Annotated in this window: 16 protein-coding genes; 5 read left to right on the forward strand and 11 right to left on the reverse strand. The window is 52.1% G+C overall.

Annotation, left to right across the window (positions count from 1 at the left end):
- Positions 1–4: 4 nt before the first annotated feature.
- Positions 5–1,357 (reverse strand): NADP-specific glutamate dehydrogenase, encoded by a 1,353-nt coding sequence (gdhA, locus tag NF683_RS20595; RefSeq protein WP_089037490.1) that lies wholly within the window; start codon positions 1,355–1,357, stop codon positions 5–7.
- 467 nt (positions 1,358–1,824) lie between these two features.
- Between gdhA and NF683_RS20600 the strand changes: the two genes are divergently transcribed.
- The 5 genes from NF683_RS20600 to NF683_RS20620 are packed head-to-tail and all read left to right on the forward strand — an operon-like array spanning position 1,825 to position 7,070.
- A complete protein-coding gene (locus NF683_RS20600) occupies positions 1,825–2,370 on the forward strand; it encodes a Csu type fimbrial protein (protein ID WP_089037489.1) in 546 nt (181 codons plus the stop codon).
- Positions 2,371–2,378: 8 nt separating this feature from the next.
- A complete protein-coding gene (locus NF683_RS20605; RefSeq protein WP_198361442.1) occupies positions 2,379–2,900 on the forward strand; it encodes a Csu type fimbrial protein in 522 nt (173 codons plus the stop codon).
- Positions 2,901–2,941: 41 nt separating this feature from the next.
- Positions 2,942–3,697 carry a fimbrial biogenesis chaperone gene (locus NF683_RS20610; RefSeq protein ID WP_089037488.1) on the forward strand — a complete coding sequence of 252 codons (756 nt, stop codon included), beginning with the start codon at positions 2,942–2,944 and terminating at the stop codon, positions 3,695–3,697.
- 8 nt (positions 3,698–3,705) lie between these two features.
- Positions 3,706–6,072 carry a fimbria/pilus outer membrane usher protein gene (locus NF683_RS20615; RefSeq protein WP_089037487.1) on the forward strand — a complete coding sequence of 789 codons (2,367 nt, stop codon included), beginning with the start codon at positions 3,706–3,708 and terminating at the stop codon, positions 6,070–6,072.
- Positions 6,073–6,086: 14 nt separating this feature from the next.
- Positions 6,087–7,070 carry a Csu type fimbrial protein gene (locus NF683_RS20620; RefSeq protein WP_253920849.1) on the forward strand — a complete coding sequence of 328 codons (984 nt, stop codon included), beginning with the start codon at positions 6,087–6,089 and terminating at the stop codon, positions 7,068–7,070.
- Positions 7,071–7,475: 405 nt separating this feature from the next.
- On the opposite strand, the gene NF683_RS20625 is transcribed toward NF683_RS20620, so the two are convergent.
- From NF683_RS20625 to glmS, 10 genes are all read right to left on the reverse strand, one after another.
- Positions 7,476–8,330, reverse strand: a complete 855-nt coding sequence (locus tag NF683_RS20625; protein ID WP_089037485.1) for a UTP--glucose-1-phosphate uridylyltransferase — start codon at positions 8,328–8,330, stop codon at positions 7,476–7,478.
- Positions 8,331–8,460: 130 nt separating this feature from the next.
- Positions 8,461–10,056, reverse strand: a complete 1,596-nt coding sequence (gene pgm, locus NF683_RS20630; RefSeq protein WP_089037484.1) for a phosphoglucomutase (alpha-D-glucose-1,6-bisphosphate-dependent) — start codon at positions 10,054–10,056, stop codon at positions 8,461–8,463.
- 27 nt (positions 10,057–10,083) lie between these two features.
- Complete coding sequence (locus tag NF683_RS20635) at positions 10,084–11,139, reverse strand: glycosyltransferase (RefSeq protein ID WP_089037483.1); 1,056 nt, start codon at positions 11,137–11,139, stop codon at positions 10,084–10,086.
- 9 nt (positions 11,140–11,148) lie between these two features.
- Positions 11,149–13,461: a glycosyltransferase family 2 protein gene (locus NF683_RS20640; RefSeq protein WP_089037482.1), complete on the reverse strand. Its 2,313-nt coding sequence runs from the start codon at positions 13,459–13,461 to the stop codon at positions 11,149–11,151.
- Positions 13,462–13,497: 36 nt separating this feature from the next.
- The gene (locus NF683_RS20645) at positions 13,498–14,814 is read right to left on the reverse strand and encodes an alginate O-acetyltransferase AlgX-related protein (RefSeq protein WP_232471451.1); all 1,317 of its coding nucleotides are present in this window, start codon (positions 14,812–14,814) and stop codon (positions 13,498–13,500) included.
- A 161-nt stretch (positions 14,815–14,975) separates the two neighbouring features.
- On the reverse strand, positions 14,976–18,110 hold the full coding sequence (locus NF683_RS20650; RefSeq protein WP_253920850.1) for a glycosyltransferase: 3,135 nt from the start codon (positions 18,108–18,110) through the stop codon (positions 14,976–14,978).
- Positions 18,110–19,768 (reverse strand): coiled-coil domain-containing protein, encoded by a 1,659-nt coding sequence (locus tag NF683_RS20655; protein ID WP_253920851.1) that lies wholly within the window; start codon positions 19,766–19,768, stop codon positions 18,110–18,112. The genes NF683_RS20650 and NF683_RS20655 overlap by 1 nt, the downstream gene beginning before the upstream one ends.
- A gap of 45 nt (positions 19,769–19,813) precedes the next feature.
- On the reverse strand, positions 19,814–21,484 hold the full coding sequence (locus tag NF683_RS20660) for a glycosyltransferase family A protein (protein ID WP_253920852.1): 1,671 nt from the start codon (positions 21,482–21,484) through the stop codon (positions 19,814–19,816).
- 46 nt (positions 21,485–21,530) lie between these two features.
- Complete coding sequence (gene glmM, locus NF683_RS20665; RefSeq protein ID WP_253920853.1) at positions 21,531–22,868, reverse strand: phosphoglucosamine mutase; 1,338 nt, start codon at positions 22,866–22,868, stop codon at positions 21,531–21,533.
- A 186-nt stretch (positions 22,869–23,054) separates the two neighbouring features.
- Positions 23,055–24,902: a glutamine--fructose-6-phosphate transaminase (isomerizing) gene (gene glmS / locus NF683_RS20670; RefSeq protein WP_253920854.1), complete on the reverse strand. Its 1,848-nt coding sequence runs from the start codon at positions 24,900–24,902 to the stop codon at positions 23,055–23,057.
- Positions 24,903–25,008 lie beyond the last annotated feature (106 nt).

A 25,008-nucleotide genomic window follows, 5' to 3' on the forward strand; every position in this document is an offset into this window, starting at 1 on the left:
GCGATTAGATAACGCCCTGCTCAATCATCGCATCGGCCACTTTGCGGAAGCCCGCAATGTTAGCACCCAACACAAGATTGTCAGGTTCACCAAACTCACTTGCCGTATCCGCACACTGACGATGAATATCCGCCATAATTTGTTTAAGCTTCTGGTCTACTTTCTCTAGCGGCCACTGCTCCATACTGCTGTTTTGGGCCATCTCCAACTGACTCGTCGCCACGCCACCTGCATTCGCTGCTTTGCCGGGGCCATAGGCAATCTTAGCTTCTAAAAAGACATCTACCGCCTCTTTAGTGGAAGGCATATTAGCTCCCTCGCTCACGCAGGTAACGCCATTCGCCAACAGTGTTTTGGCATCGGCTTCGGTCAGCTCGTTTTGCGTCGCACAAGGAAATGCTGCCTCGCCTTCAATACGCCAAACCGCGTGGCCATCCTGCGGGTAATCCCGAGCCGAAACATACTGAGCTTCCGGGTGCTCATGCAGGTAGCTTTCCAACGAGTCACGCTGGACTTCTTTTAACTGTTTTAGCAAGCCTAAATCGATACCGCTAGGGTCGTGAATAGTCCCCTTGGAATCACTACAGGTAACGGGCTTGGCACCCAGTTCATAGAGCTTCTCAATCGTATAAATCGCCACATTGCCCGCGCCAGATACCAAGCAGGTTTTACCACGCAAGGCTTCGCCTTTCGCTGCCAGCATGTTCTCGGCAAAATAAACCGCACCGTAGCCAGTCGCCTCTTTGCGACCGAGGGAACCACCCCAGTTTAGGCCTTTCCCCGTCAACACGCCCTCGTAACGGCCCGTTAAACGCTTATATTGACCAAATAGATAGCCAATTTCTCGTCCACCAACGCCAATGTCCCCAGCGGGCACATCGGTATGCGGCCCAATATGACGATAAAGCTCCGACATAAACGCCTGACAGAAACGCATGATTTCGTTGTCAGACTTCCCTTTTGGGTCAAAGTCAGCGCCGCCCTTACCACCGCCAATCGGTAACCCCGTTAACGCATTTTTGAAGATTTGCTCAAACCCTAAAAACTTAATGGTGCCCGACGTCACGCTGGGGTGAAAACGCAAACCGCCTTTGTAAGGGCCAAGCGCCGAATTAAATTGCACGCGATAGCCTTTGTTGACTTGTACACGACCAGCATCATCCACCCAGCTCACCCGGAACATGACCTGACGCTCCGGCTCAACAATGCGCTCAATAATACTGTGCTGATGGTAATGCGGCGCACGTTCGAACAGTGGGCGAAGACACTCAAGCACTTCCTCAGTGGCTTGATAAAACTCAGTTTGTGCAGGGCTACTTTTCGCTAAACGTGTCAGCGTATCGTGAACATAAGGCATATACAGACACCCTTTTATAGTTAAAAACGTCGATTTGCTGGCCAGAGCGATGACGTATTTAACTGCGAGCACGCAAACCTGCATACCCTATGCCGGTTCGGTATAGGCCAGAAAAACATTAAAAATAGACTAAAGTGGTAGCCTTATCGCCCCGCTTTGGTGCAATTAACGAACGCTAATAAACGAAAAATAAACGTCAGGTAAACAACAGTGCACGCTTGCTGGGAAGTCAGTTCAATCAGTGTTTAAACACACAAATGATGTCGCCGATCCATTTTTTAAGCTCCTAATACTCCGACAGTGCTTTTTTAGTATTACGTGCTAACTTAAGAATATGTGTGAATTTAACAAATTCTACTGAGCATTTAGGTCTTAGATCAGGTCTTGAGTCAGACCTTGAGTCAATCAAGCGAAATGCTCCTTCCTATGGGCAACGCTGTAAGCAGTTAATCTCTAAGGAGTTTATTATGCTGACCTCAAGCTACTCTCGAGCCACCGGACTAGGCACTGTCATTGCTGCACTCATTTTCTCTCCCTCCTCACTAGAAGCCCAGACCGTTAGTGGAACCATCGATGCCTCAATCACCCTTGAAGACGCCTGCTCGATTAATAACGAGGAAGGTGCTGCCGTCGACTTCGGCAGCTTGGCATTCGGCACCCACTCTGCGCTGTTTGATGAGTCAGATGCTCAAGTAGCTGGTGCTGGAGGCATCTCAGTACTCTGCTCACCTGGAGTAACCCCCACCTTCACCTTGCTCAGCGGCCTGCATGACAACCAAGCCTCCCCCGCTGTCCATGCCATGCAAGATACTGCCGCAACGGCATTTGTCGGTTACACCTTGTACACGGATACAGCACGAACGACGGCACTGGCTGTAAATGACACCATCGTACTCAGCGCATTCGCCAATGCTCCACAGGCAATTGAGCTTTACGGGCGCGCCTTTGGTGACCCTGGCAACCTACCTGCAGGCACTTATGAAGACACACTGAATGTTGAACTGTCCTGGTAGCTTCTCGAATGGCTCGGCGTTTGCGACTCGTCGCCCCGATGATGATAGCGGCGGGACTGGCGCAGGCCTCTCCCACCGACACGTTCATGGTGTCAGCCACCATTACGCCTGGCTGCCTAATCAATAACGAAGTTCCTTCAGAAGGCACCCAGGTTGGGGTGCTAGGAAGCCTAGCCTTTGGCACCGCCTCAGCGCTTTCCCAGGAAACGCGCAATGTAGCGCTGCTTGCCTCCGGGTCTTTTACGCTCAGCTGCACACCAGGAATTTCACTAAATATGCGTATTGATGGCGGACTTCAGCCAGATAGTGATCGACAGCTCAAGCGGGAAAATGGCAGCGAAACACTGGCCTACCAACTCTACCAGGATGCCGCTTCACAGAACGCGATTGGCATTGACCAGCCCATCACCTTAGACACCACGTCCAGCCCTAATGATATTACCCTCCCCATCTGGGGCAGGTTAACGCTGCCAGGCAACCGCCCAGCAGGTAGTTACCGCGACGAACTCGTACTTACGCTGGAGTGGTGACATCGCAGCGAAGGGTTCAAGCTCGATTGAGGAGAACAGCTATGCTGGAAAGGCGCTTTGGCCACATCATTGGGATTTTCATCCTGCTAAGCCTTCTTGCAGGTCCTTCCTCAGCTAACTCTCTGCTGATTTGGCCCATTTACCCGATGATCGAAAGCCATCAACAGGCGAGTGCACTTTGGCTGGAAAACAGAGGTAGCGAAACGGTCAATATGCAGGTGCGGATTTTTTCTTGGTCTCAGGCAGGAGGAGAAAATCACTACCAATCTCAACAAGGCGTTGTGGGTAGCCCACCCATGACGGCGATTGCCCCCGGGGAACGCCAGATGGTGCGCTTGATCCGCCAAGAACCCTCGCCAATTGGCGAAGAGCAAGCCTATCGCATTATTGTTGACGAAATCCCAACATTAGCCCCCGATGACGAAGCTCAGCATGCGTCGCGCGCAGCCATCCGTTTGCAGCTGCGCTACTCGTTACCACTGTTTTTATATGGTGAAGGAGCACTGCCACCCGAACGCCCAGCCTCCAGTAACACACCTTATCCCGGCCTAACCTGGAGACTCGTAACACATCAGGGGCAATCGCAACTAGAAATACGCAACACGGGTCAGCATCATGTGCGCCTAAGCCAAGTTACCTTTGAGCAACCAGGGCAACGCAACGAAGTCACTAATGGGCTGCTTGGTTATGTACTGCCCGGGCAGGTACGACGCTGGCCACTACCTCAAGACATAAGACCTACTGGCGAGCTTCGTGCTCATATTTCGGGAGTCAGTTATCGCATTGCGGCCGAGTAGGCGCCAGCATGCTCCCACGTATCCATTGGCATCTCCCGATATGGCTCATGTTGGGCAGTTGCGCTTTACTTTTAACGGTGGTGTCTTTTCCTGCTATCGGCCAGGCATTGCCTCCACCGCCACGCGCGGGTGATATCCAGGCAGTTTCGGAACTCCACCTGGAGATCATCGTCAATCAACGCTCCACCCAGCGTATCGAGCACGTTACCCAACAGAGCGGCGAACTGTTCATCAAGCGAGAGGTACTCCAACAGCTAGGCCTTCCTAATGAACACCTGAACCATCAAGATAACATCATTAATATCAGCCAATTAGATGGATTAGAAGCGCGCTATCACAGCCCCAGCCAACGGCTATACCTGGAAGTACCTCCCCATTGGCTACCTCACCAGTTTCATACTAATTCACCTCAAAACGAGATATTCGCACTCAACACCAGCCCTGGCGCGTTGCTGAACTACGACGCTTATATCAGCGACACTCCGGGTGGCGCGACACTTGCCAGCTTAGGGCACGAAGCGCGAGTGTTTGGTGCAGCGGGAACTTTAAGCACCTCTGGCATTTACCGCGAGGCAGTGACAGGAGAGAGTGGACAAGATAACGGCTACCGGCGTTTCGATACCCGCTGGGAGTACGCAGATCAACAGCGGATGCTTCAGTACAGCGCAGGAGACGTCATCACCAGACCACTGGGTTGGACGAATGCAGTGCGTCTTGGCGGCATCCAGGTTTCCCGGAACTTTGCCCTTCGCCCCGATATCATCACCCACCCACTACCTGAATTCAGCGGCGAAGTAGCGATTCCCACGACCCTCGATCTGTTCATCGATGGCGCGCAGCAATCCTCAATGGAACTAGCGCCGGGTCCCTTCACTGTCACCAATATGCCCATGGTCACCGGCGCTGGCGAAGCCACCATTGTGACCACCGATAGCCTGGGGCGAAGAGTGTCCACTAGCCTACCGTTTTATGTTTCCAGCGAACTGCTACAACCCGGCTTAAGCACCTTCAGTTTCAGTGCAGGTGCCCCGCGCCGCCACTTCGGCCAGCGTGATTTTGCCTATAGCGGAATGGCCGCCACCGGCAGCTATCGGCGCGGCATCAACAATCAATTCACCATGGAATTGCAAACCGAAGCCAGCGACGATTTAACCACTGCAGGCGCTGGTGGCACGTTTGGCTTATGGCAGCTAGGCACGCTAGAGACAGCCTACCGCCAAAGCCGCAGCGAAGGCGTCACCGGTAATGCCTACACGGCCGGATACCGCTACCGGAGTCGCCGCTTTAACATCGCCCTGCGCCACCAAGTAGAACAGGCTGATTTCACCGATTTATCTCGCCACATTCACAACGCGGCACGCGAAAATACGCAGCGGAAAGTTACCCAGTTTACCGGGGGGTTAAATCTTGGCACGCACGGGTCGCTTGCTGGCGGCTACTTTGACATCCAGACCGGTGACGATAGCCGTACTCAGCTGTTTAACCTGTCGTACAACCGCTCTCTATGGGATCGCATGCATCTCTCGCTCTCTGCCAACCGTGAGATAGGCGGTGGCTGGAACACCCTAGCCCAGATAACAGTGCCGCTAAGCAGCCGTCCTGGCACATTAAGCACCAGCGTACGCCGAGACAATAACGGAGGAATGACCAGCAGAGTCCAATATGCTCACGCCCCACCCATACAAGGCGGCTGGGGCTGGAACCTCGCCTATGAACACCGCGACACCGAAAGCAGCTACCGTCAGGCTGAGGTAGCTTGGCGGGGAGCCTCCACTGAATTACGCGGTGGCATTTTCGGCACCGGCGGCAATGACACACGTTATGCCGATGCCAGAGGATCGCTGGTACACATGGACAACCAGTGGTTCGCGACCAATTACGTGCGCGATGGATTTGTCGTCGTCAGCACCGATGGCCAAGCAGGCGTGCCGGTTCGCTACGAGAATCAATTAGTCGGCCATACCCGTGGCAGCGGCCACCTGCTCGTCCCCTGGGCCCGCGCCTACTACGCTGGTAAATACGAGATCGACCCACTGATCCTTTCCGCCAACCTCAATGTCCCAACAATTGAGCAGCGCGTAGCGGTAAACCCAGGTAGCGGCTACCTGCTGCGCTTCCCGGTTGAACGTGTTATTGCTGCGACACTGGCCATTCTAGACAGGCAAGGCGAGCCACTGCCGCTAGGCTCTCGTGTTATCACTGACAGCGGTGCAAGCGCGCTGGTGGGCTGGGATGGACTGACGTATCTCGAAGGCCTAAAGAGTGACAATCAACTACAAGTAACACTGCCCAATGGTAGCGCGTGCGTGCTCAGCCTATCTATTGATACCCGCATCGATGATATCCAGCGACTAGAGCCTCACCCCTGTACTTAGAGGAGCGCCAACCAATGCCACTCACAACTTATCGCTGCTATCACCGCTGGCTGACCGGAGCTATATTGCTGATTTTATTATCGATTACGCCTACGGCTTGGGCATGCACGGTAAGCCCAAGCACCAGCGCTAGCTTTGGTAACATCAGTTCCTTCGCCATCACTAATACACCACACGACACATCCGCCCAACCCAATGCGGGTGCTGTTTGCCGTGGGTCTGTGCTAGGGCTCGCGGTTGTGTCTGACCAATGGATTCGCGCAACGGTCACTAGCGCTAACCAAGGGGAGCTGGTCAATGTTGCCAGCGGTGACGCCATTCCTTTTCGCATCTTCGCGCTGGCCTCAGAGAATGAAGAGATCTTTCTCAACACAACCTACAATTATTTCAACTCGGTACTCATCGATCTACTCGGCCTGCTTGGCGGCCAAAACGTCGACATCCCCATGGAGTTTCGCACCCAACCCACGGCCAATGTAGCCGCCGGCACGTACACTGACACCTTGACTGTCAATTGGAACTGGCGCATCTGTAATCTAGGCGCGCTTGTGTGTCTCAGCTATCGTACCGGCTCGGGCACCAACACCATCACCATTAACCTGACCGTCACTCCAGACTGCGCCATTCAAGCGCCCGACCTGAACTTTGGAAGTTCCCCACTGATCGCCGGATTCGACCCAGTGACGCAAACCATCGATATTACCTGCACAAAAGGTAGCGACTACTCAGTAGGATTGAGTGATGGTCAGCATCCTGCTGCCAACATCCGCCGCATGGAGAACAATGGTCACTACCTGGAGTACCAACTTTACAAAGGCACTACCGGTAACGACCGCTGGGGCAATACCGGCAGCGAACGACGCCCCTCCTCCTCTGCCGACACGCCCAGTGGCGTAACAAGCCAGGGCTTCACTTACCGAGGCGACATTCTACCGGGACAAAACACACCACCAGCGGGCACCTACACCGATATGATTGTTGTCGATGTTATTTTTTAGCCAAGGCGCTTTTCGAATCCAAAATCCCCCGCGGGTGCGCTAACGCTTACACCGCGCTACAAACATCGCTAAATCAGCCTACGGCACTTACCGTAGCGCGGCGTAACGAATCTCGCGAGGAACGAGCGAATGAGGCACCCGCGTCGTATTAGCCACGTAAGCAACGCTCCATACTCCCCCGCGGGTGCGCTGACGCTTACGCCGCGCTACAAAACCCGCTAAATCAGCCTACAGCACCTACCGTAGCGCGGTGTAACGAATCTCGCGAGGAACGAGCGAATGAGGCACCCGCGGCGGGTGAACAATAGGCGAGAAAACGGTGCAGCGTCTGGTGTTAATGGCAAAAAAAAGCCGCTGCAGGGTGAGCTGAGCGGCTTCTTTTACCAATGTTATTGGCCGTTGACCTTACACGTCATAACCTGCTTCACGGGCAAGCGTTGTGTTAGCTTGCAGCCAGCCTTCAATATGACCACAGTCAAAGGTGCGGCCATGCATACGGAACGCCTGCACGGTTTTTCCTTCCTGCATCAAACGGTCGATGGCATCCGTTAGCTGGATTTCATTACCCGCACCAGGTGGCTGGTCACGCAGCAACTCCATGATGCGATATGGCAGCACATAGCGACCAATAACAGAAAGGCGTGAAGGCGCATCTTCGGGCGCTGGCTTCTCTACCACACCGCGCATGTTGGCGCTCTCACCGGCAGCAGGCTCATCACAGTCAACAATGCCATAACGATAAACGTCTTCCTTAGGCACCGCTTCCACCATAATTTGCGAAGCATCGTTGGCACCCCAGCGCTCTACCATGCTGCCTAAATCACAGGCATTGCTACCAACCTGGGGCTTTACCAATACATCAGGAAGGATGACGGCAAATGGCTCGTCTTTGTCTAACAGGTGCGCAGCACAGAAAATCGCATGGCCCAAGCCTTTTGCGTTTGGTTGGCGAACGCTGGTCACTTTGAGTTTTTTGGGTGAAATGGCCGATAGCGTCTCCAGCAACGCACTCTTGCCTTTACTGGCCAATGAATGCTCAAGCTCAAAGTGAGCGTCGAAATGGTCTTCAATGGCTGATTTCCCAGCCCGAGTTACCAGAATGATTTCATTAATACCCGCCGCTAGCGCTTCTTCCACCACGTGTTGAATGAGCGGACGATCCACAACGGGTACCATCTCCTTGGGAATCGCCTTGCTGATGGGTAGCAGGCGTGTACCAAAACCGGCTACCGGAATAATCGCTTTACGCACTTGGGTCATCATTAACGTCCTTTCTATTGCGGGTGCGCTGTGGGCTTACCTCGCACTGCAAAACCAATAAAATAAATATTCTGCACCTACCGTAGCGCGGTGTAACGACTCTCGCTAGGAACCAACGAATAAGTCACGCTTACTCTTTTAGCACGCCAGAAAGCAGCGCGGTGGCGCTTTCAATTAACTCATCTAAATGCTGCGGGCCTTTGAAGCTTTCAGCGTACACTTTATAGAGCGATTCAGTACCACTGGGGCGGGCAGCAAACCAGCCATTGTTAGTCGTCACCTTCAAACCACCAATGGCTGCGCCGTTGCCGGGGGCATTAACCAATACCGCGGTGATCGGGTCACCGGCTAAGGTGGTTTCCGTAACACTGTCAGCAGTTAGCTTCTTAAAAGCTGCTTTTTCTTCAGCGGTACAGGCAGTATCAACGCGCTTGTAGAATGGCTCGCCGAAGCGTTCGGTTAATGAACGGTAGTACTCACTGGGCGTTTTCCCGGTGACCGCCGTAATTTCAGCCGCTAACAAGCAAAGCGCAATGCCGTCTTTATCAGTAGACCAAGCCTTTCCATCGCGCGTTAACAAGCTCGCACCAGCACTCTCTTCAGCACCGAAAGCGAGCCAACCATCGTGCAGCCCTTCAACAAACCACTTAAAGCCAACCGGCACTTCATAAAGCTCACGCTGATGGGAAGCCACAACCCTATCAATCATTGAAGAAGATACCAGCGTCTTACCGATGTTGAGCGTTTCTGCCCATTCAGGACGATGGCCAATCAAATAATCCACGCACACCGCTAAAAAGTGGTTCGGGTTCATTAGACCATTGGCATCCACAATGCCGTGACGATCAGCGTCAGGGTCGTTACCAAAAGCGAGATCAAAGCGGTCTTTGATCTTTAACAGGTTAGCCATGGCATCAGGGCTAGAGCAATCCATACGAATCTTGCCGTCATGATCCAACGGCATAAAATCGAAACTGGCATCTGTTGATGTATTGACCACCTCAAGGTTCAAGCCATAGTGCTCAGCCACTGCTTGCCATACTGGCAGCGCTGTTCCACCCATGGGGTCGACGCCAAGAGTGAGGTTAGCGTTTTGGATAGCGGCCATGTCCACCACCTCGCCCAACTGAGCTACATAGTGGGCGGTAAAATCATACGCTTGCGCATGCGCCAGCGCCTGCTCTAAGGGCACCAGCGAAATATCACATAACTGACGTAGCAAATAGGCATTGGCACGCAGCTCAATCCATTTCGTTGCTTCAGTATCCGCTGGCCCACCATGCGACGGGTTGTACTTTATACCGCCATCTTCAGGTGGATTATGCGAAGGCGTAATAATCAAACCATCGGCTAACGCAGTGTCTGATGTTGCCTGATGATTGAGCTGGTTATGCTGTAAAATTGCCCGACTGACCAGTGGAGTGGCAGTAATACCACTATCTTTTTCAATGAATACAGGCACCTTATTGGCGGCCAGCACCCGCAACGCACACTCCCATGCAGGCTTTGAAAGTGCATGAGTGTCGTAGCCAAGGAACATAGGGCCTTGATAGCCTGCCTCAGAGCGGTAATCCACCACCGCTTGAGTAATCGCGAAAATGTGCGCAGCGTTAAAGGTGCGATCTGTGGCACGCCCTCGGTGACCAGAGGTTCCAAATGCCACACGCTCTTTGGCAATGTTGGCATCTGGAGTTTCATCAAAAAACGCCTTAACGATGGCATCCATTCTAATTGCTCCCTGATTAATATTTGGCTAACCCGCACGCGCTTGCCAAAACCTTAGTGCACGCTGCGGGTCACCGATTTCACTGGCGTCTTTTGCGGCTTGCTGCGCCATTTTAGCCGTCGCGGTTGGATCATTAAGTAACTGCTCGATGGCAGCCTGCCATGCCTGCGGTGAATCTTCTACCAACAGCCCATTGACTCCATGTCTAACCACCTCGGTATAAGGATAACGGTTAGAATAGACACCCACTCCGCCCATCGCAGCAATATCGAGAAACTTAATAAATGACTTGCCCTGATTAAAGGGTGTGTTTAACAACGGCGCCAAACCAATGTGCAACTGACACTTAGCCTGATAAGTGCGAAAAGCATGCCAAGGTAACGGGTCTGGTGCCAAAACGTTGGGTAATTCTACCAAAGCTGTTGGCGTATGCTTACCCAGCATCAGCTCAAGCTGTGTGTCGTTGCGAGTTTGCTGAATAGCCTGCAACGCAGGAGCAATGTTCATTAAGTCATTCAGGTGCGCTCGAGTACCGTGGAAACCGATCCGCCACGGTGCTGAGGATGAAGGAGATGACTCAAAGTGGGTCTTTATTGGCAGCGTAGCGATAAGAGGAGGCGTTAAGACTGAGACGCAGCGGTGAAGAGGACGAAAACGCTCAGCCAAAACAGCGCTGCAAGCAATTACTTCATTGCTTAATGCCACTAAGCGGGGTTGAAGCTTAGCAACGCGCGCCATACGCTTTCGATAAGCTGGCGGCAAAGTAGGGTCATTGGCGGCCGCCCCAATATCATCATCAATGAGATAACCGATATAGCCGAATGCTTGGCGATGCCGTTCAAGCCAGCGCAGCCAGCTCAACGGCAGCGAGCGGCATAGCAACACATTTGCGCCAGCATACTGGTGTAAAAAAGAGCGGCCATGACGCCAAGCTGCACCAAAAGAGCGCGAAGTAACAGCGCGCTCAATCATTGCCCCCTGAGTTCGCATTGCCGGAGCAGCCGACTCAAGAAAGTAGATATCTTCAGTCGGCAGACCACCATCGCTAAGAACGACCCAACGCGTGGAGTAACTCCTCCTCACTCTCCCCCCTCACTTGAGCGAAAAATCTTCATGCACAAGCGTTAAATTGGGATTGTAAGCAGGGTCGCTGTCCAAGTGCTTTCCCCAAGTACGGCGCATATAAGCAACTTCACTCAGCCAGCGGGCGCGTTTAGTCGGTGTATCGTCAGCTCCGCGAGAGATAGACTCATGGTGGTAAAGTTCAGCAAACGGAGACCACAAGTTACGGTAACCTGCTTGTCTAACCTTTAAGCACAAATCAACATCGTTATAGGCAACGCTTAATTTCTTCTCGTTTAAGCCGCCCACGTTATTGAACACATTCTTGCGCAGCAGCAGGCAAGCAGCGGTCACCGCGGATAAGTTCTGAACCAACTTCAAACGCCCCGCGTAACCATCACTTTCACGTGGGAAGAAGCGGTGCGCATGGCCTGCTACGTCTCCCAAACCAAGTATTACCCCACCATGCTGCAGCATACCGTTTGGGTAATAGAGTTTGGCCCCGACACAACCAATTTCAGAGCGGCAGGCCTGGCTTACCATCTCGGTTAACCAATGCTCATTTACCGGTTCCACATCATTATTAATCAAACCAATGATGCTGCCATGGGAATGCGCCGCGCCAAAATTATTAATCGCTGAGTAGTTAAACGGATGATCCCAACGCAATACCCGAACACGCGGATCGCGCTTTGCCACAGCATCCATGTAGGCAATGGTTTCAGGACAGTCGCTCTGGTTGTCCAGAATCAGCAGCTCAAAGTGAGAGTAGGCGGTGCGCTCTAAAATGGCATCCACACATGGCCGCAAAATATCAACGCCATTGCGAGTAGGCACTAATAAGCTCACTAGCGGCGCGGGATTAGGAATTGGCCACTCAATTCGCACTGAGCTTTCCAACAAACCAGGGTGGACTACCGCTTTTGCGCTAGCCACTTGCTGCTTCAATACGCTACTGACCAACGAAATAGCATCCTGCTGGTGAAGCGGATGAGGAAAGTCTTCACTACGGTGATACAACATGGCAGGCAAATGACACACCGACTTTTCATTGCCATGAGTCACGTTCCACATCATAAAGGTGAGTGCCAACGCATAATCAACCGCGGCTCGGCTGGTCAGATGAGACAGCAAATCCGTCTGCTCAGACTCCAGCTGCCATAGCAACCGCCGTTTATAGAGCGCTACACGACCAATGTAGTTGGTCGAAAGCAATAAATCCGGATTCCAGCCAGGTTTGAAGTTTGGCTTGCAACGCTTGCCATCTGCTCCCAGTACATCTTCATCACTATAAAACAGCTGTGCTTCAGGATGATCATTCCAGGCTCTTGCCAGTTGGCACAACGCTTCCTTCGCTAACTGGTCGCCCCAGCTAATCCGCATGACCCCATCGCCCTGGGTTTGAATGAACCCTTGATGGTCTAACTTTGCCAAGGTGCGATGATAACTATGGATCAAGTTAATACGGCTAGTGGTGGGAATATAACGCTCTAACGCTTTTCGCTGCGCATCGGTGATCTCAGCGGAAAGCACAATAAAGACTTCCCAAAAAAAGTAACTTTGTGCTTTTAAAGAGTTAATGGTGGCAATGAAAGGCGCTTCACCCTGCTCTAAATCACTCAGCGTAACCGGCATGATAATCGAGAATAGCGGCGCGGTTTTCAGGCCCGCAATAATCGATTGAGGATCTTCAACAGCCTCTTTCTCGGTGGTACTTACCCAACGCGCATAATCTTCAGACACATGCTGCTTTGCGTGGGTTTGGTTATATTCCGCCAAGGCAATTCGACGCCAATTGCACCCTTGAGCCACAGACTCAATGTGAAAGTGCCGTACAACGTCGCGCGTTCTCATGCCTTTGAAACTGGCGTGGTTATTGATTAAGCGTCGTGCCAAACGGCTCCGGGCGAACCAAGGTGTTAACCACACCCACTCTGCCGTTAAGTTCGCCAACGCGGCTTCACTGGCTAGAAACGAAAACGCAATTTTTTTAACCCCAAGCGGCACCCAAAGAATTCGCTTAGTGGTCTTACCCGGGCGCAGCGATACCGATGTTTCGATAATGCCTTTACGGGTATAGAAAAGAATCGTGGCAGCGCCGTGGGCATCTGACCCTAGCCCATCCAGCTCCAGCATATTCCAGCCGGGAAGAGGTTTTTCTCCATCACTAACACAGTAGGTACTTGCCTTTACGGGCGTATTGACCTTTGCTGCTGCTTCGCTTTTAAAAGCAGGTGCAGCTGCCACACGAATAGTGGGATGACGCCGCCAGAAAGGAGGCACAGCGCTGTGCCTCCCAATGGCAGCCATCATTTCTTTTAAACCGACAATATGCTGCCTCATCGCCATCCTTAACCCATTCCGTTACCAAGGCAACACTTACACAAGATGGCTACTGGCAATCTGTTCCCAACGCAGCAGCCCCAAGGTTTGAAGGTATTCATCTGATGCGATGATACGCTTTTCACGAACGCCTTCAAACGCCTTCTCATCCAGCTGTGCACACTTTTGATGAATCACCTTATCCAAGCTATGGGAAACCGTTGGAATCTGCACCACAAAACGAGCATTGGTTTGAGTGGCTAAATACGCTGGAGCAACCGCTTTTACTAGGTCTGGATCCACATTACCCGCGCTATGCACAAACACAATGCGCTGAAACACACGGCATAAATAGTTAAACATGGAGTAACTAGAGGAAGAACCGAAAATCAAACACGTGCCTGCCATCAAGGCCTCTGGATACTCAACCACCAGTAATCGACCAAAGTTGGGCAAGCCGTTGTCGTAGGTCTTGTAGCGAGAGTAGCCAAAGGAAACCAGCACATCAACGCTAGACGTCTGGTTAGGGGTTAGCTTACTACCAAGATCGCCAGACATAGTTTTGCTTTTATAACGGTCGTTTTTAAAAAGCACACGACAGGCGTTTTCATCGACACCTAGCTTCACCGCTAGCGCAATCGTTGCGGCCAACGCTCCCTGATGGGTCCAATGGGTATCAGTAGGAATAAACGCCCCATCACCCAGGGCTTTCAGTTCTTCGACAGGATAAACCACTCCAGCAGAAGCAGTTAAGCTAAGCACCTGATGCATAGGACCAGAAGCGCCCTCTTGCCGGGGGTGATAGCTCGCCCCCATCACGCTCTCTTTAGAAGGTGCCACCAACAACGCCCAAGGAAGTCCATCAGCAACATTTTCAAGCTGATGTAGATAATCGTCCCACCCTTCTAAACCTGACTTGGTGAGTCGCATGCGCCCCATAAACTGGTCAACGCTACCGTTCGTGTCGTTATCCAAAAACAGCCAGCCCTGCTTCCCTTCCAGAACTTTCAGCTGCTGGCCACATTCATCATCACCGATATCTACGCGTATTTCCCTCAACAACCAGGACTCGCCTTCAAGCACTAACATTAAACGAAAGCTGGCTAGCATCGGTGGGACAGTGAAACGAAAGCCGCCTACGCGCTGTGGTGCCTCCTCCGTAGGCGCAGAGAGAATCCTCTCAACAACATCCGGACGCTCAACGTCCAACGGGTGACATAATTCAAAGTCAGGCTGCCACTGAGCAACAATACGCACGTCAGAAAGCGTCTCGGCCAAATTCTCAGGCAAGACTATCCAGCCCTGAACAACACGCCCACCAGGAAGAAACCAAACAGGGCGCTTAGGGTCAGGAAAGTCCAGGTGCCACCGCACTCCAAACTCATTGAAAGCAGTGCTTTTTTGTCCTAATAGACGCTTAACAAAACGTGCTAGCCGAAGGCTTAAAGGCTTGCTTTTACGCTCAGAATTATCACAAGTATTTTCGAAAATTCTCAATCAAACCGTCCATATCAAGCGGCTAAGTCACTTAGCCTTCAATTATCCCAAACCGCTTTACGGAAACCTAAGGAGCGACGCGTGGATTCGTCCCATTGGTTCTTTTTAAACATCAAATCGAATTCGCTGTTAGAACGATCAGAAAGTACGCGTGTAGATTTCTGTAGCTTATGTACCACGCACGCATCACTAACGTGATAAATACGTAAGCCCAGCAAATGCCGCACCACATCACAATAGATACGGTCAGAGCGATAGTGGCGACCAAACTGCGCATCCAGCGGGCCAGCACGCACGTACGTTTCACGGGGAATATAAACACAAAAGAACGGTGCAAAAGTGATTTCTACCACTCGACCATCATGCAACAGGGGTGGTGTCAATATGTTGCCATGATGAGACGACAAATTGACATCGCAGGGCTGTTCAGCATCTGCATATGGCACATGTGTGGTGAGGGTTGGCGTACCACCTGGCAGGATTTGCTGAGGCACCACCAGACCACACTCTGGCAACTGCCTGGAGGCTTGTTGCATAGTTTCCAGCGCCCCCGGCTCAACTTGAGCGTCATTGTTAAGCAATATCAAATCGTGCTCTGACTTAGCTGCCGCCATGCCCAAGTTAACTGCGTGAGTAAAACCATAGTTACACGTATTGAAAATCGCCTTCAGCCGCCCTGCTGCCTGAGCCTCTTCCAGGAAGGTTTTGACTGGGGGTGACGAATCATTATCAACGACAATCACCTCCAGTTTTTCGCCAAGCGCCAATGCCTCCAGACTCACCAAGCAGTCGCGTAGGTCTTCTAGTGACTCATAGCTAGGGATGACCACCGACACCCCACGATTTAGCTCTGCTGACGCAGTCGAGGACCACTGGTGTCCTGTTGTCTCGCGCACTTGCTCTAAATAGCCAATATAGGCGGTGTTCGACGTTAGCGTGTTGGTGGCACGGCCATAGTAATAGTGGGTCAAAACGACAGGCACCGAACAGAGGCGCAAGTGCTGGCTATAACGGCGAATCAGGTCCCAATCGACAAACCTTGGTAGCGTTTCATCAAAACCGCCACAGCGCTCATAAGCGGCGCGCGTATGACAAAAAGCATTAAGATCCACATAGTTTTTGTTAAACAACAAAGCGCGATTCAAAGGTCCAAACAGCACTCCCGCCGGCTCGGTGGTATCTCCTGAATAATGATACAAACCGGAGTACAGCGCTTGCGCCGTCGGTTCGCGACCAAAAGCGGCTACCATCGCCGCCAAATAGCGAGGATCCCAGGCATTATCAGAGTCTAAGTAAGCAATATAGTCTCCGTTTGCCGCAGCCAATCCTTGGTTGCGAGCCAAAGACACCCCACTATTTTTGCCTAACGCTATCACCTGAATGCGTGTATCTTCAGCGGCTTGTTGATCGCACCACTCGCGTGTTCCGTCGGTACTGCCATCATCCACTAACAGCAGTTCCCAATTGGCATACACCTGACTGCACACCGAGTCGACCGCCGCTTCAATAGTATCAAGCCGGTTAAAACACGGCATCACAATAGACACCAGCGGAGGGGCTTCGAGTGACTGCGCCTCACGAACCAACGCATCTGCCACATTTTCCATAGCAGCTAAACAGCGTTTATCTGCTTCACGAAAAGGGCGTGGTAAATAGGGGTCAACTATCCCATGCGAAAGATAGCCCGCAAAATCACTAAATGAGCGCTTAAACGTCCAACAAGCATCGCCACTCGCCACCGGCTGACGAGTCAGCGCATCCAACAGCTCAATGGTGTGCCGTTGACCATCGACCAGCTCAACCGGCGGATAAGCCTCGAAGGAGTGCCGCCCTTCATGTAGGCCATTTTCAAGCAGATCAATACGAAATTGGTTAGCCAACACCTCAATTTCATGGCGACCATCAATGCGGATCACTGCCGCACGCGGTTCACTACTGCAGCGATCAGCTAGCCAACCACGAATAGCAGTGCCCCCACCTAGGTTAAGGTCACCTGCCAACGACTTAGTTGCAGATACTGTTGCAGGTGCTTTCACAGATGCAGGAGCCGATGTAGCTGAGGCCGCCAATAGCCGCGAAGGCATGGTGGTTTCTAACGGCATTCCCTGCTGCCAGCGCTGCATATCAAACCGGCCTGAAGCATCATGTCCCAGCAGCACAACACGATCAGCCTGAGGAACAGTAACGCCCCCCACCAAACGTTCCAATGCATGAGCCAACTGCCCATCCTGAGCACCAGACTCCGGCTCAAATGTTAACGTGTTTACCAACGAAGCGACGTCCGTCAATGCCTGGGGGCGGAACCAAAACATACTACCGGCAAAAAAGCCCCAATCTTCGTGCAGTGGAACTCCCAGCTGAGGACACAATTTCTCTAACCAAGGCCGATTACCAAACTGCATAGCCTGCTGGCTCATAAATAGCTGACGCGGGCCAGCCAAGCGTAAGCTCGAGTCACTACGAAGATAAGCAACTAAGTTTCGCAGGTCGTCAGCGGCGGGCAGCACACTTTCCAGCAACGCGTCGCGCCACTGCTTCGCGACAGCCGTTACTCCCTGTTTGGTATGTAACTTCAAGCACCAATCATAGCGTTGCAAACTAGGTAGCAACTGGAGAAATGGCGCGATATCGCGTCCACGGTTAGGGCAACACACCACCTCAGCGCCAGGAAAGCGCTGCTGTAAAGCGACAATCTCAGGCGTATCTGGCGCATGGGGTGTTGTAATAAACAAATCAAAAGGCTCACTAAAGAAAGCGAGCCGCTCCCCCAGCAACGCCACCAAATCAAGATGATATGCATGCACTACAACGGCTAGGGATGGCTTAAGGCGAGCGTATCTGTCTTGGACTAACGCCTGGCGCCCTTCCTCTTGGCCATGCCGAAGATAGTGCAGTAATGGATCTAGCCCCGATGCAATAACATCGGGATAGCGGCGGCAATACTCATTAGGATCAAAGCCAGGTCCAGGACAACGACCCAACGCCCAGCCATAACGTGTAAAGTGCTCTAGCGGAGAAAGTTGACTGTAATGAGTATCGGGGTAGCGGCTCGCATACCACCCTGCGTCAAATAACTTAGCCTGCAACAACTCGGCACTTAATGCCTCGGTGTTTTCAAACGCGGCATTCCCTAGCTCGTGCTTGTTTAGCAACGTACGATTAACATCTCTCATCACAACCTCTTTACACTACGTTGCTCTTTCTCACCAAACTTAAGATAGTGCACTAGTGGATTCATTCCAGTTTCTGCCACATCGGGGTTATGCTCAAGGTAGTATGCAGAATCAAACGCTGGACTTGGATTACGCCCTTCAAATCCTCCCAACAGCAGATAGTGACGAGCCGGGTTTTTCGCCATTTTGCGATCTTGAGCAATATCTGGATTGTGTGCCAAATACCACTTGGCATCGAACCACTGGCTTTTCCTAATGAGCTTAACCTGGCGATTAATGGCCCACCTTGAAAGTTTAGCGCCTTTCGCAGTAACACTGTTGCCAGCCAGCGTTCCTTGTTGCGACGATGCCTCAGATGGCAAGCGCTCCGCCTCCAGCAGGTTTACCAATTGAGCCAGTTCACGGTTTTGGCGTTCAATCTCAACCGTTTGCTGCGCCTGTATATCGAAGTTTTCAGCCGCTGCCTGTTCAGCTGTCTTCAGTTCACGTGCCAGTTGCTCACGCTGAAGCTCATTAGCCTTCAACTGATCGTTCAGCGTCTGCAGCTCTTGCTCATGCTGGCGTTGATTAGTATTGAGCTGATCGTTAAGCCTATGCAGCTCTCGCTGCGCCTCACTCAAGTCGCGCTCGTAACCCTGTTGTTTACGGGTGAGTTCACCCAACTCATTAAAACGGGCTTCCAAAGAATTTTTTTGAGCCTGCAGACGATCTGTTAATTGAACAATTTGGTGCTGTTTCTCTGCTAACGCCCGTTTTTTTCCTAGAAGTTGCTCAGTAAGACTAGCAATGCTCGCTTCATGCTCGTGAGCAAATTGAGCTTGCTGCTGGTTTAGCGTTTCAGCGAAATTCTGAGCGGTCGTCAACTCATCGGCTTTGTCTTTTAAATGCGCCTCTAACTGGTGTATCAGCGCCTCTTGCTCCTGAAGAGTGACTTTGTCCTGGCAGCCGCACCCTAGGCGACCAAATACCTCCTGCACCTCCCGAGTAGAACCCGCCGACTCAAGTACCCCTAACAGGTTATGCACTAGCGGTGGCAAATCATCCCCCACCGCTAATAGCCCCAAACCGGCACCATGATAAAACGCAAAATGAGGATAACGAGCAGCAAGCGCTTCAAAAGCACGGAAGGTCTGGCAACCAGGTTCGCGTCGGGCGATGCCTGGCATTAAGATAACGCCTTTACTGGAAAGGCGCGGTAACCAACGGCCAATTAGATCGTCGATGCTCTCGTCTTGCGGCGCAACATTGAGCAATAGCAGATCAATTGAGTGCTCATTAAACTGCTGTACCGCTTGAAGAGGGCTCGCCTTTAACCACTGGCTAACACCAGCATACTTATCTACCGTTTGTTCAGTTAAATCATGAACCTGCTCAGCATTAGCCTCACCAATGACATAGTTATTGCCACCTAAGCGAAGCCTGGAAACGGCCTGACATACAGCGAAATGCGAGACCAAATCAACATTAATACCGACCGAGCTAACTGGCTTTAAGGCCTCGACCAACCAAAACAGAAAAGGCAAATGTTCCAGCCACGGCGACACTTGACGGTACTCAGGTTGCCAAAACATGGAACCCTGAGCCAATGCGCTAATAGAAGGCTGAATAGCCAGCTCATGCGCAGCATTTTTGGTAGGCGATTGAGAATATTGGCTCACGGTATTTTCCTAATAACAAACTAGTTAAATCACAACGTCGCCAGCTTAACTGGGCAGGTTGGCGGCTGGTGCTTCAAAGGGGCGGACATCGGGATGGGCTGGCATATAGAGGTCACTGGGCTTCTCGGCACTGGCGTGCCATTGAGCCGCTGCCTGACGATAGCTATGGCGCACCCCGTTAAACTGAGTAACTAAATGCGTAGGCCCCGCTTGGCTGAGTGATGTCGGTAGACTACGCCCAAACGATAACGGCGTGCCCCTTCCAACCGTACCAATGGCCTTACTGCCAAAAGCGGCGACAACACGCTGAAAATACTCCGTATCCGCATCCACTCTGACAACATCCCAAAAACCTAGATGATCAACAACCTCACGCCGAAACATAAACGATGATGTATTCCGATAAATCCAGCCATCCAGCGCCTCAAGACGCCAACGATTGAACAGCATATTAGTCGAGCAACGCACCCAATCACTAAAACACGCTTTCCATTCGGGGTGGCCTTGCAAACCAGCAACTTGCTGCGCTAGTTTTTGAGGATGAGACCAGTCATCGCTATCGTGTACGGTAATAAACGCGCCTTTAGCGACAGCTAACCCACGGTTTCGCGCCGCATATGCCCCTTGATTACGCGGCTGAGAGATCACCGTAAAACGCTCATCCTGCTGACTAAACGCCATCGCAACGCCTAATGAGTCATCGGTGGAGGCATCATCAACCACGATCACCTCCAACCGCCGATAACTTTGCTCGGCTAAACTTTGTAAGGCAGTTGCTAAGTGCTCCTGGGCATTAAACACAGGAATGATAATGCTGACCAATTCCGACGCATCAGCGGCAGTAATGTTCCCCAATGCTTGGTGATCAACGGTCAAGTTATCCATCGAGAGGGGCTGACAGGGGTCTTTCAAAATAAGCGGGCACAGATTAGCAGCACGGTATAAGTTGTTTATGTGCTGCAATCGCTGCTGTTCGCTTAACGCCGCCGCCTGTGAAAAAGAGGGCGATATTGGCTCGTCAGGCATATACAGATAGGCCTGCGCAGCGAGTATATTCGCCAATGCCAACTGGGTATCTGGATAACGGGGAAACGCCTGCTCCAACTGTTGAGCACGTTGCCAAGCAGTCACCAACTCGCCGGTGTTAGTTAAGGCGTCTATTTCCAGTAACAAAGGAGCGGCCGTTGCGGGTTTTATATCCGCCAGCCAGTGGCGGCTAGCCAAAACGTCAGCGCACCGCTGCCACTCACCTTGCCAAGCATACCAACGCCCCAGCGCCCAGGCCGCATAACTGGCTTCCCAGGAATTTTGATGCACAAGCAAGTCATTCAAACTGATCAACTGCGACGCACTATCGAGCCCTTGCCAAAGCCGCTCTTCATGTTGCTGTGAGCTCAGTTGGACAGGCGGCCAACGCCCCTCCTTTGCGCCATTGCGAGTAAAATGCAATAACGGACTAACACCTGCATTAGCGACATCCAGATTGTTTTCAAGGTAAAACCGCGGGTCAAACTTGGGCCCTGCCTGCCTCCCCCAAGGCTCGCCCAACAGCAAATAATGCTGAGCAGCCGACATGCCAGAAGCCGCCACATCAGGATAGTGGGCCATATACCAGTCAGCATCAAACCAAGGGCTTTGCTCGATGTCATCAATATCTTGAGAAAGCTTTTGTTGCTCTGGCGGGCAGCTAGAACCAGGTGTCGAAGACAGGGGCAAAAGATATATCCTTATCAATAACAAGTAGCTAACTAAATCACATTATCTAAACCAAGCTATCTGCTATCTGCTGGGCACTTGACTGAGCTTGCTCAGCATCAACCGCCTCTACCATCACCCTGATTAATGGCTCAGTGCCCGATTTGCGCAGCAAAACGCGTCCTTGGCTGCCTAAACTGGCCTCGACATCAGCCACCACCTGCTTCACCAAGGGTGTGCTTAGTGGGTCGTGCCCTCCGTTAGCAGCAAAACGCACGTTAATTAACGTCTGCGGGAGTTTTGTCATACCCTGCTTAGCCTTATAAAGCGTGGTGCCCTGATTCAGCAATGAGGTAAGCACACGTAGCGATGCAATCACTGCATCACCGGTAGAGGCATGATCTAAGCTTAGCAGATGACCAGAGCCTTCCCCGCCTAAGCGCCAACCTGTATTTTTTAGCTGCTCCATCACATAGCGGTCGCCTACCTTGGCACGCACAAAGGGGACTTCAATCGCAGCCAATGCTTGCTCAAGCCCCAAGTTGCTCATCTGGGTGCCAACAACGCCGCCCGTGTAACCGGCATCTTTGGCATCTTTCGCTAACAAAAACAGCAGCTCATCACCATCAACGACGGTTCCCGTGTGATCAACCATCATCAGACGGTCGGCATCACCATCCAACGCGATGCCAAGGTCGGCTTCATGCTCTAACACTGCCGCGCACAGGCTGCGCATCGAGGTCGCGCCACAGTTTGCATTAATGTTCACACCATTAGGCTGGTCATGAATGCTAACAACCTCAGCACCTAACTCCTTGTAAACAGCGGGCGCAACTTTGTAGCCAGCACCATTCGCGCTATCCACTACAATTTTCAGCCCGCTCAAGCTTAATGTGCTGGGCAACACGGCTTTGCAGTATTCAATGTAACGGCCAGCGGCGTCGTCTACACGGCGCGCTTTACCCAATGCTTCTGAACCTACGCATTCCATACCGCCTTCCAGAGCAATATGGAGCTTATTTTCAATTTCCTGCTCTTGGGCATCGGTTAGCTTATAGCCCCCCTGCCCAAATATTTTGATACCGTTGTCGTCAAACGGATTATGCGAAGCGCTGATGACCACCCCGGCATCTGCACGGAAAGTAGAAGTAAGGTACGCGACACCCGGCGTAGGTAGCGGCCCGACCAACGCCACATTAACACCCGCCGCTGAAAAGCCCGCTTCCAACGCAGACTCCAACATGTAGCCACTGGCCCGGGTATCCTTGCCAATCAACACCTCTTTAATACCTTCTGCCCCCAGCACTTTGCCAGCGGCCCAACCCAGCTTCATTGCAAAGTCTGGGGTCATGGGGAATTCGCCAACACGGCCACGCACACCATCAGTGCCAAAATATTTACGCATAAAATCAAACCATTTAAAAAATATTATGATACGCGTGACAGGTTTAGAGATGCCTTAAAACCCCGTCACTCCCGAATGCCTAAACCAAACTGCATTCCCGCTAAAAGCATGCGGGAATGACAGAACGGTGGGAATGCTCCGCATTCCTACTAAGGCACCCGCGGGGGCGGCGAAGCCGCCCCTGGATTACTCCACAGTGACGCTTTTCGCCAAGTTACGGGGCTTGTCTACGTCGGTGCCTTTTACCAGCGCTACGTGGTAAGACAACAGCTGAAGAGCAACCACGTGCAACACGGGCGAAAGGAGGCCGTAGTGTTCCGGCATCACCAATACATTAACGCCTTCACTCGGCTTCACGGCGCTACCACCATCAGCAAACACATAAAGCTGGCCGCCACGGGCGCTCACTTCCTGCATATTGGCTTTTAGCTTTTCAAGCAGCTCATCATTAGGCGCCACCACCACCACGGGCATATTTTCATCAACTAATGCGAGCGGGCCGTGCTTCAACTCCCCAGCGGGGTATGCTTCTGCATGGATATAAGAGATTTCTTTTAGCTTCAGCGCGCCTTCCAAGGCAATCGGGAAGTGGCGGCCACGGCCTAAGAACAGCGCGTGCTGCTTATTAGCAAAATGCTTCGACCACGCCTTGATGCTTGGCTCTAGCGCCAGCACTTTTTCTACCGCGATGGGCAAGTGGCGCAACTCATCCAGGTAGGCTTTTTCATCTGCTTCATCTAGCCGCTGATTCGCTTTTGCCAACAACAGCGTCAGCAAAAACAGTGCGCTCAACTGGGTGGTAAAGGCTTTAGTAGAGGCAACACCAATTTCCGGGCCTGCGCGGGTAATAAAACGCAGCAGCGTTTCACGCACAATGGCAGATTCAGGTACGTTACAAATCGCTAACGTATGGGTGTGGCCCATTGATTTGGCGTGCTGTAGTGCAGCGAGGGTATCAGCGGTTTCGCCCGACTGAGAAATAACCACCACTAGCTGGTTAGGATTCGCTACGCTGTGGCGATAACGGTATTCACTGGCAATTTCGACATTGCACGGGATACCGGCCACTTGCTCAACCCAGTACTTAGCCGTCATACCCGCATAGCTAGACGTACCACAGGCCAGAATCAGCACAGAATCTACCTGCTCAAAAACAGCTTGCGCTTCTGCGCCAAAAATACCTGGCTGCAGCTGACCTGCCCCACTCAGCATTTCCAGCGTGTTACCCAGCGCCTGCGGCTGCTCAAATATCTCTTTTTGCATGTAGTGATTAAACTCACCTAGCTCAACTGCATTCGCAGAAAGGCTAGAGGTAACCACTTCCCGCTGAGCGGGTTGGCCAAGCGCATCGACCAAGGTGACCGAGTCACGCGTTAAGCGAGCCACATCACCATTTTCCAGGTACATCATGCGCTGGGTGACTGACAGCAGCGCCGAGGCATCTGAAGCGGCATAGTGGCCGTCATCAGCAATACCTAACATCAGTGGCGAACCTTCACGAGCCACGACTAAGCAATCTGGCTCTTCTTCACTTACCACTGCCAGAGCAAAAGCGCCTTGCAACTGCGCCACGGCACAACGCACCGCAGAAAAAAGATTTTCCGCGGGTTCGCCAATTTCGCCTTTAAAGCAAGCTTGAATCAGGTGAGCAATAGTTTCAGTGTCAGTGTCAGAGGTGAACTCGTACCCTAACCCCTGAAGCTTTTCACGCAGGGTTTCATAGTTTTCAATGATGCCGTTATGCACCACCGCCAACCCACTAGAAATATGCGGATGAGCGTTACGTTCAGCAGGAACACCGTGAGTTGCCCAACGGGTGTGGGCAATGCCCACATTTCCCGACACCCCCTTCTCCGCAACACGGGCTTCCAGTTCCGCTACGCGGCCTTTTGCGCGGGCACGCACCAGCTCACCAGAAGCATCTAGCACCGCAAGCCCTGCAGAGTCATAGCCGCGGTATTCAAGAACCTTCAGGCCAGAAAGCAAGAAAGGGGGACATTCCATTGCGCCAACGGCGCCGACGATTCCGCACATACTCAATCCTTTAATAACGACTTATAACGACGATGGCTTTCACTCGTATGCAAAGAGCCATGTGCAAAGAACCATTTGCAACGAACCATTTACAAAGAACGGTTAA

Origin of the sequence: Halomonas sp. MS1 (genome assembly GCF_024182575.1) — a bacterium.
Lineage (GTDB): Bacteria > Pseudomonadota > Gammaproteobacteria > Pseudomonadales > Halomonadaceae > Vreelandella.